Annotated in this window: 4 protein-coding genes; all 4 read right to left on the reverse strand. The window is 44.8% G+C overall.

What is annotated here, in order from left to right:
- On the reverse strand, window positions 1–1,443 hold a 1,443-nt coding region (gene cas8c / locus AC1WIP_RS06000), incomplete at its 3' end, for a type I-C CRISPR-associated protein Cas8c/Csd1 (RefSeq protein ID WP_481140978.1).
- The gene (cas5c, locus tag AC1WIP_RS06005; protein WP_481140979.1) at window positions 1,440–2,102 is read right to left on the reverse strand and encodes a type I-C CRISPR-associated protein Cas5c; all 663 of its coding nucleotides are present in this window, start codon (window positions 2,100–2,102) and stop codon (window positions 1,440–1,442) included. The genes cas8c and cas5c, both read right to left, overlap by 4 nt.
- A gap of 93 nt (window positions 2,103–2,195) precedes the next feature.
- Entirely contained in the window at window positions 2,196–4,337 is a 2,142-nt protein-coding gene (gene cas3 / locus AC1WIP_RS06010; protein WP_481140981.1) for a CRISPR-associated helicase Cas3', read from the reverse strand.
- A 122-nt stretch (window positions 4,338–4,459) separates the two neighbouring features.
- Window positions 4,460–10,285, reverse strand: a complete 5,826-nt coding sequence (locus tag AC1WIP_RS06015) for an Ig-like domain repeat protein (RefSeq protein ID WP_481140982.1) — start codon at window positions 10,283–10,285, stop codon at window positions 4,460–4,462.
- Window positions 10,286–10,328: the final 43 nt, after the last annotated feature.

A 10,328-nucleotide genomic window follows, 5' to 3' on the forward strand; every position in this document is an offset into this window, starting at 1 on the left:
TGTCTGAATCGCTTCCAATACAGAAAACAGCCTTCCCAGCAAGTATGCTGTATCTTTACTTTCTTCATTAAGTGCCATATAACATTCTCCCTTCTCCAGTTTGCGGTTATGAATCAAAAAAGCCTTTATCAAAGCGGCTCTCCCCCAGGTAATACTTCCCTGCTCTGCCCGAATCCGGATCAGCGTATCCGTATAAAGGCTTTCCGGGTATCTGGCTCCTGAAATAATTGCCTGCAGCGTCATGGCCGCCATATTGGGGATCGGAGATTTTTCCCTGGCTTTTTGATTTACCGTTTCAAACAGCATATCCCTGATACCAAGATACTCCCGCTGCTCCCAGGAAGGCTTTATGATCTCCATTCTCTCGTAATGCCTGGAAAGCTGTTCCAATATATTTCCGAAAGAATTCTCATAAAAAAATCTGACGGAAAGTCTTGCGGCGTTGGGCGCAAGCCCCAATATATAAAACCTTTGCTCAGGGTCTAACACAATCCCCTTCACCTCTATGGGACTTTGGGTTTTTAATTTCTGGAAAACATTTTTGATTTCCTCCTGATTATCCGGCTTTGGATCCACAGTAAAGGAGAATGTCTCCTGATATTCCTCCTTCCCGCTCTCCGCCCAAAACACAATCATGGAATCTCCAAGCAAAAAGGTCTCCTGCTTTTGGCTCAAAAGATAATTCAATGCGGTGGTGTAAGCAAACTCCGCATATTTTCCCACCGGAGCATTATAGCTTTGTTCCTTCCCATAGGACTCAAATGCCGGTGCATTAAAGGAAACCAGCGCGGCCCCGCTGGACTGTGCTCCGGGCACTCCCTTAATGGTTTTATGGATTCGGGAAATTTCAGACCTTTTGCCCGTCACAAGGCAGATTCCCTCCTGCCCCCCTCCAGGCGCATTCCGCCATTTCTCCCAGGCCTCCCTGATAAAGGGATCCTCCTGGGCATACTGCATTCCCATAGAGAATATAAGGTTGCCCCCATCTGTGAGCTCTTCCCATTTCTCCTTTACCTCACTGCACGCTTCAGCCTCATTGGGCTTCCATCTTTCAAAAAAAAGCCGTATTGCCCGCGCCATGTCTCCTTCCACATCTGCAAGCAAGGTCAAATGCTTTTCTTTTGCAGCCTGAAAGCACTCCAATACTCTTTCATTTGTGCCCGCCCCATCAATTCCCAGAATATATTTGGAATTATCACACAGAAAATTCGCCAATACCCCAGAGGAACGTGTAACCATCTCCGGAACCTGCAGATAAGAAGGAATCCAGACCTTCTTTTTTCCCCTCTCCTCTTCTTCTTTCAGGGAAATGAAACCTGTTATTTTTCCTTCTTTGGATAAATTGACTGCATAAGAAACCTTAGCCCGGCACCAGCCCTCTTTTGACACCCTTCCTTCCTCCGCCAGGTTCTCATAATGCTTTACCAATGCCTGTAAAATCACCGTATCACCTCGCAGTCTCTTACGTCCAACACGCCTTTTCTCATCACCGCTCTGAAAAACATGGGCTGCAGATTCCCAGGGTCCGTATAATCCATGTCATAAAGCATAAAGCCCAAATCCTTTTCCATAACCCGATCATAGGCCGTTTGAATCTCCCCCTCCTCGCACAGACAAAAATGTGCGGGAAACTCCCTGCACCCGAAGTACGGCATATGAAAGCATTCCCCCCTTTTCAGGCGCCTCATGATAATATCCTTGAATTTTCCAGGATTATCCGTTGGTTTTGCCTCTTTTGTCATTTCAAAATGTGCTTCGATCACATATTCCACATCGCACAGCAGCAAGGACGCTCTTTGCACAATCTCTGCCTTACTGCTTATGTAAAGAGGTTTTGGGGCTCCATTATAGGCCTGAAGCACATTGCCTGCCAGAATTTTGCTTTTTACCTCATTTCGCCGCACGCTGGTAAACTGAATCGGCTTTTTTACATATATTTTGTCAATCTGCCATCTCATCCCAGGATGCCAGTAGATGGCTTCCAAAATCCCTCTGGCAGCGGACGGGGTTATCACATCATAAGAACATCTCTCCACCTTCATTTCCGGTCTTGTGAAAAGCGCATAGTCTCCCCACACCCGGACCCTTACTCCCATTCCCATAATCCATGCTCCTTCCTGTACTTCACTAAAGCACCACTCCCTCCTTATAACATGCAGCGATATACTTCCCTGTTGTTATCTAACCGGCCTTTTTCACAAAAAAACCGCCGCTCCTGAATCCGCCTCCAGGCACAGTCCCATCTCTTCTGAGTATCGATCATGATCCACGAGCTCATAGAAATCCTGTATTTCCTGTGAAACAAGCCTTACCATTCCCAGACCCTCCAGTCTTTTCAGCTCCCGTTCATATACCTGGATGCAAAACTGTCCGGCCCTTCTCATCCCGCTTTTGGTATATCCCTGCTGCTTTAACTGACGCAAAAGCTGATCTGCTTCCTCCTCCCTGCCTGCAAATATCGTCTTGGTATTTTCCTCAATCAGCTTAAATTCCTTCCCCACCTTTGCAAAGTGAAATCTTTTCTGCTCAAACTCCTCTAAAATTTTCTTTTTATCCAGGCTCTCCCCTCTGAAGTGATACAGCATCTGGAAATACTGCTCTATTCCCTCCAGTGAAAAAATATCTTCCCCCTCTGCCAGCAGAATTTTCGCCACATCCGTCTGCTGCCTCAGACCCGGCATATATTCTTTCTCTTCAAACTGGAAAACGGAAACTACGCTCTCCTCTTTTCTTTGTCTGCCCTCTCTATTGCATCTGCCCGCCGCCTGTATCATGGCATCTACGCCTGCAAGCTGCCTGTACACGGCCCTGAAATCCAGATCAACACCCGCCTCCACCAGACTGGTAGAAATCAAAAGGCATTTTTTCCCTTCCTGCAGCCGTTGTCTGATTTTCTGCAGAACGAGGCGTCTGTGCCTGGGATACATGGAAGTGGATAAGTGAAAAACGCCCTCTCCCGCCAGCTGTGTATACAAAGACTGGGCCCTTTTTCTGGTGTTTACGATACAAAGAGCCTGTTCTTGTGTCTCCAGTCTTTCCAGCAGCTCTCTTTCCGTCACCGTTCCTATATTTTGAAAGCTTACTCTCTCAAAAAACCGAAACTGCTCCTCCATCCTGGGACACAGCTCCAATGCCTTTAACCCGCTTTGGAAAAAGGAATCCAGCGCCAGCTGCGTGGCAGTACACAGCACAATACTGGCTCCGTATTGGTTCACCAGCTCTTCCATCATTGCAATACAGGGCTTCAAATAATCGTTTGGGAGCATCTGGGCCTCGTCGAAAATAACAACGCTGTTTGCAATATTATGTAATTTTCTGCATCGAGACGACTTGTTGGAAAACAGGGATTCAAAAAACTGCACATTGGTGGTTACCACCACCGGCTTGTCCCAGTTTTCCGCCGCCAGCTGCATGGGATGCAGTTCCTCTGCGTCGGGAAATTCCACGTTGTGGTGATGCTCCAATACATTCTCATCTCCCAGAATTTCCCGAAACACCTGGGCATTCTGCTCAATAATGCTGGTATAGAGAATAACATAAATCACCCTGTCCATGTGATTTTGCACAGCATGACGCAGTGCAAACGCCAGTGAGGCAACAGTCTTTCCCCCTCCTGTGGGCACGGTCAGCCGAAACAGGCCCTTTTTGGCTTCTTTCCCACAGTCCAGACAATGCTTTAAAATTTCTGTCCTTCTTCCATTTACTGTGTCTATATCCTGATTCATCAGCCAGTCCGAAATATACCCTTCCAGCTTTCCCAGAAGCACATTCATATCTTCTCCGAAATCCCGGCCTGTCTGTCCGTTTTTCATAAATTTTTCCGTATCCAAAAAATCCGCATCCACCAGACAGGAATACAGCATTCTGATAAAAACGCTCAAGGAAAAATCAGGAGCCTTTGACTTTTTCACATCGAAGGGAATGGATTTTACTTCCGGAATTTCAATCTCCTTTTTATATGCCTGAAAGTCCTCCACCCTTTTTCTGCTTCTGCCTATTAAGGTGGGAGAATTGCCGGTATCCGACATGCTGCCATAGTCCGGCAGGCCCGCGTGATGTCCTGCAATGCAGTAGCTCATAAGTCCATATAAGCCCCCTTTTTCCAGACAGACCTGCGCTCCTGCACTGGAATGATCTACCCGCTTATTGCTGCCTTCTATGATTTTTTTCTGAAATTCCGCAGAGTATTTGCCGATGTCATGCAGCATACCGCAGCAATAGCCCCAGTCGCTTTTTCCAAACCGGCCTGCAAACATTCCTGCAAGGTTAGCCGTTTCGTTTAAATGCTCCTTTATGGTCTGCTTTCTTTCCCCATCCACATGTGCTAAATATTCCATAGAAATCTCCATTCTGAAGCTTCTTTTGGATACTGTCGCTTCAATCCCAGACAAACGACGACTTGTTCATCGAGATCAACAGCTTTTCCCTAATAAGCCATTTCATGTAGTATGTCCTATTACTATAACTTAGTTTTTCTGCGTTTCCGCCATTTAAAAAGCCCTGGCGTTACCGCTGCTCCACACACTGCTGTCGTTCCTCCTGCAATAACTATATTACGAATCGTTTTATTTGCCCAAAAAATCTTGATTGCACTTGCAGAAACTGAGACATTTGTAAATGTTTCATCATATGTATTTGTATCTCCGTTTTCGCCAATCGAATAATCTTTACAGACAATTCTGACATTCTGATACAAGCCCTCTGCAAGATTAAAGGTAAGCACTCCTCCATTTATACTAAGCTCTTCATTCAGTTCGTCTTCCTCAAGGTGAAGCAGTTCTCCCAATGACCTTCCATCCTCATCTACCCGGCTAACAGTGATTGATTTCATTCTTCCTCCATCATCAGAAGGAATAAGCGTCACAGTCTGTACATCCGTCTGATACCGTCCATTCGTCGCAAGTCCAGACGTAGAAACAACAGGCGCCGTACGATCCACAACAAATTTGACGCTGGCACTCTTTATATCGCTAAACGCATTGTTTTTTGCTTCGTCCGTTGATGCGACTACAATGTTATATTCGCCCTCCTTTTCAAACAAAGACTGGTCAATGGAATAGGTATATTTCCTCCAATCACCTTCTCCCCCCTCCGAATTCACGGTATAATCCGTTCCTTCTGTCAACTCATTTCCATCAATAGAAATGGTATGTTCCGTAATTTCATCAGCATTAATTTCAACAATTGCAATATTCTCGGTTACATTCTGAACATAATAATTATCAACTACTTCTAACGTATTTCTGTCAAGTTCAAATGTCGATCCATCTCGATTGACAGAAAACTTAAGTAGCACATCGGATCCATTCCTCGCCTCCGTATAGGGTGTTCCATTGGGACGGTAGAGATTCACTTCTGTAAATTCATTGCCAGCCTTATCCACAGCCGTACAGAAAATGCGATAGATGCCATCCTCTTCAAAGTTACTTACCGTATAGCTTCTGCCGTTTGAAATAGAAGAAAAAGAGCCTCCCTCATAGCTTCTTTGCTTAAATTCATTTCCTTCACGGACAACTGCAATGATCTCAGGAACAAATGCATCAAAATTGGTATCTGTCACAGTCATGGTAAATCCAATATTTCCATCATCATTATTAGCTGATTCATCTGTAATATTGCTGATTGTAACCACCGGCGGTGTTGTATCTACATAGAAGCTCTGTTCTGTAAAATCTTCCATGGTATTACCGGCTTTGTCCGAATATTCAATATCAAAGGAATACAATGCGTCCCCAGGATAATAAATTGTAGCTGTATGCACATCTCCATTACTCGACCAATTACTTATGGACGGAATCTCTGCCGACTGGCCATTATCAGTTGCATTCAAAATAATGTTAACTCTGCTCGTCTCAAAGTTATGCTCTGTTATCGTGAGCGTTGCTGTTCTTCCCTCCTGATAGTAATTCTCATTACGATAATCATTGTTGTCATAAGAAACAGCAAACTGGGGTAAAGTTCTATCAATTGTAAACTTGGTAGGCGCAAGCGATGAACCATACTCCGGCGCTTCTGCTGTATTTCCAGCTGCATCCTTACATGTGACTTCAAATGTATAATCACCATCTGCACTATATGTTAAAGTAGCCACATTAGCCGAGTCATCACCGTTGCCGCTTCCTTCGGTTTGTGACCATCCGCTTATGGAAGGAGTCTCACCATCTGTATTTGTTATTACCAATTCAACATTTTCCGGGTCAAAATTTCTCTCGTATATGGTAATGGTGGCAGTTCTTACTTCTTTAAAATATGCCTCTGTTCCATCTCCTGTAAAGGTTGTGTCGCCGTCATTGTTATCATACTGCACTTCAATTCTGGGAGCCGTTATATCAATCTGAAGCCTGATTGTCTGCGTACTTGCGTTTCCTGCATTGTCCACTGCATGAACCCTGACCTCAACATCATTGCTATTATTAAGCGTTCTATCCACAACAAATGCGCTTTGGCTGCTCCAGCTTTGAACCAATTCCTCATATGCAGGATTCTCATCATTAAAGCTAAAAAGCGTCTCGCTTTGTGTCAGTGCTCCCTGGCTGTATACCTCATAAGTGATTTCTCTCAAGCCGGAATAGGCTTTTGTATCGCCGCTCACTGGATCCGTTACCGAAACAGAAATGGGCACATCTGTACTGACAACGCCATATACATCTCCTTCTGCAGATACGGTAATCTGGGGACCAACATTTTCTATCGCCGGCATCACATCATCTATAATAATTCCATCGGTACTGATATATGTCACATTCCCTACAGCATCAACCACCCTTAGATACACAGTAAATTTTTCATTTGCATTGATGCTGAAGTTTTGATACGGTATCCACTCTGTAACTGCATCCAGTTCCGAGGCAGAAAGAACCCGTGTACTGGACGTCTTGTAGTAGGATACTGTTTCAACAAAGCTGGTTGCATCATCGTAAACCGCTGATACCTGAAGAGCTTCTTTGCTCCATCTGCCAAAGGTGATTGCTGAAAGAAGCTTATCCCAAGTTCCCAGCTGTTCAACACTAATCATTCCTGTAGGCGCCGTCTTATCCACCGTAAAGGAGCCGGGCGTTACACTGTCGCCTGTGCTCACAGGCCCATTGCCGTTTTGGGCCTTATCGGCATAGCTGATCGCAAAGGTATAGTTGGCATCCATGTTATAAGAAATGGTTGCCACATGCACCGTTGTGTCTGCATCTTCTCCCGGAACCATAGTCCATCCGCTGATTAGAGTCTTTGTGTCAGCAATCACCGTTTCTCCCTTTGCGTTCGTTGCGGTGATTATAATACCGTCCGTTGCCGCCTGGGGATCAAAATGATTTGCCCTCTCCGTGATTTGGATGGTAGCCGTTCTATTTCCGTCAAAATATCCGTGTTCCACGAAGCCGCTTCCCGCCACTACCTTTTTTACTGGTTTCTCGTCTGCATAGGCTACGGAAATGGCCGGTGCCGTAACATCTATATCCAGAACCTGGCTTTTTTGCGACACATTTCCTGCATTGTCCGTTACCCTCACATTTAAGACAACGTTGCTGCTATTATTCTTGCTGGCTGAAACAGTCACTTCCTTTGAGAAATTTTGGGTTAGATCCTTTTGAAGCGGCTCTGTTGTATACTGGCAGGAGTAAAGAATTTCCCTCTGCGTTTCTTCCCCATCTGCCGTCACCCAATATTCCACAGTCCTAATGCCTGAATAATTACTTTCACCTTCCGTGACAGAGATGACTGCATTCACATCACTGTTGTAAACTCCAATTCCATTCACAACGGCAACGGGATTGTCTGGGGTGATGGAAATAGAAGCAGCTGTTTTTTCAATAATGTGTCCGTCAGAATTAATATAAATGTAATTGCCCGCATAGTCGGATACCTTCAAATAAACCACGAATTGTTTGTCTGGCTTTATTGAAAATTCCCTTTCATATGCGGTCCAGGCCGAAACAGCATCCAGCATTGCGGCGTTTTTAGGCTCTGCATCCTCAGTAACAAAATATTCTATTTTAGTCGGGCTGGTATCATCCTGTGAGGAAGCTTTTACATTAGCGGAATCTGCATTTCCCCATCGTCCAAAGGTAATCACATGAAGAAGCCTGTCCCAGATATTCTCGTTTACCTGTATCTCCGCAGCAGGACTTGTTTTATCCACCGTAAAGGAGCCGGATTTAAATCCTTCTGTTGTCATGCCGTTTTGCGGCGTATAGACAGCCGTATTCCCGGCCTTATCGATGTAATCCACAGTAAAGCTGTAATTTGCATCCCCATAAAAGTCAATGTAGAGCGTATGGGTCGCATCATTTCCACCAGATACAGTTCCTTCTGCGGTGCTCCAGCCGCTCATTTCATATAACCCATCAATGCTTACAGGCTCATATGTTCCGGCAGCAGCATTGTATCTTGCCGTTGAAACATTTATGACAGGAAGGTCTTCCGCAAAGACAGAGGTTCTTCCTGTAATTACAATTTTTGCTCTTCTCCCGCTATTGTAATAGGCAACCCCGTTGTGCGTCTCGATTGCTGCTGGATCTTCCTCGTAGGTCACTTGGATTGTGGGCTTTGAGCTGCTTATCTTAATTTCCTGCCTGGCGCTATACACCTTTTCATCTGTTCCAATGTTTTTTACATTACCGGCGTTATCTGTCACCCTCACATACAGCACAACGTCATCACTGTTATTCTCAGCGGCTGAAATGATAATGTTATTGTTCGATACACTGCTGTCATAAGAAGCTGTCAAATCTGCATACTCCGGATCTTCCTTTTCAAAAGAATATAAACTGACCGGCTTATCTTTGCTTCCCTTCGTAGCTATACCGTTACTTTCGATCCAATATTCAATGCTCTTGATGCCCGAATATGGAGCAATGTCCGAAGCCTTTACCTGTATTTCTACATCAGAGCTGTAAAATCCCGCTTCATTCGGCATACTAAGAGGCACCAGCGTTGTTGTCGGCGCCTGAGAGTCAAATACTACGCCATTTGTGGAAGCATATGTATAATTTCCGGCCTGATCCGTCACCTTTGCATAAACTACCGCTACGGAATCCTTCTGCAGAGAAAATCCATCCGCATAGGCATTCCATTTTGATTCATCGAGCGCATTCAGCATGTCCACAGCATCTTGGGTACCTAAGTCAGGTTTCACTGCTGTTTCCGTATCAATATAATACTGGACGCTTGCAACACCCGAACCGTTTTCACCATCATCGGATTCTATGGTAAAATCTATTTCATCTTTTCCCCATAGCCCAAAGGTGATGATGGAAAGAAACTTATCCCAGCCGCTTATTCCTGACGCCTTAATGGAGACGGAAGGCGCTACTGTATCCTTTTTAAAGGATACAGTCATCAATCCTGAAATAGCTCCGTCCGACATCCTCTTAATATAAAAAGAATACTGTGCCTTTTCACCATCACTTACCGCGGCATCAGCTAATTCCTTTTCCCACTCGGCATTGCTATTTTTTTCGTAGCTTATCTCATATCCGTCAGCCGCCTCGACAAATACATTGTCGGTAAACCAGTCACTGTCAGGGAGTTTCTTATCTCCTTTCAAAGAATAGTATGTCCCTTCCGGCTGCCATTCTTCAACATTAATTGTATAGGTGGCTGTGGCTTCTAAATAGTTTAAATCTTCCGCCTTCGTTGCCTGAATGATAACACTTCCTGCCGGATATTCACTGGAAACCGTTATTTCTCCCGTTTCCCGATTGATACCTGTCAGAATACTCTTATCATCCTCCATGATTTCATATGTGATCATTTCGGTTCCGTAAGCAGTATCTGCTTTTTCTCTGGCCGTAAGAGCTTCAATGGCCTGACCTGTATAGGCATTGATTGATGTCACAGGCTTTCCTTCTGCATCGACAAATTCAATCTCTTGGGAAGCCTTTTGAAGCTTCACCACACAGGTCGCTTTTCCGGGATTGTATTGTTCACTTCCCACAGATGTAGCCGTAATAATAACTTCCCCTGATGAGGCTTTTGCAGTGATGTTTCCATCCGCACTCACCTCAACAGCATCCGGATCAGAAGAGCTGAAATCTATGCTGCTATTAGAATCACTGGTAACCTCTAGCTTACAGCTTTCTCCGTATTTCAGCACTATGCTCTCAGGGTTAATTTTCACAGTGTCAGTTGGGAGTTTTCCATCATTGCCGGATATGGTGAAATTTCCGCCGGATGTGCTGGGATTTCCGCTGGATGTGGTAAGGTTTCCGCCGGATGTGCTGGGATTTCCGCTGGATGCCCAAACACTTATGTCATTCATAGGTATTGCGACCAAAAACATAAATAAAGCCATAATTGCCGCCAGTTTACTCTTTATATTTTGAATCGTGCTGTGA

This window comes from Acetatifactor sp., from assembly GCF_982438285.1.

Excerpts from the sequence above, each read along its gene's own strand:
- cas5c (WP_481140979.1), bottom strand. The coding sequence starts at position 2,102 with ATGGGAATGGGAGTAAGGGTCCGGGTGTGGGGAGACTATGCGCTTTTC.
- cas3 (WP_481140981.1), bottom strand. The coding sequence starts at position 4,337 with ATGGAATATTTAGCACATGTGGATGGGGAAAGAAAGCAGACCATAAAG.
- AC1WIP_RS06015 (WP_481140982.1), bottom strand. The coding sequence starts at position 10,285 with ATGGCTTTATTTATGTTTTTGGTCGCAATACCTATGAATGACATAAGT.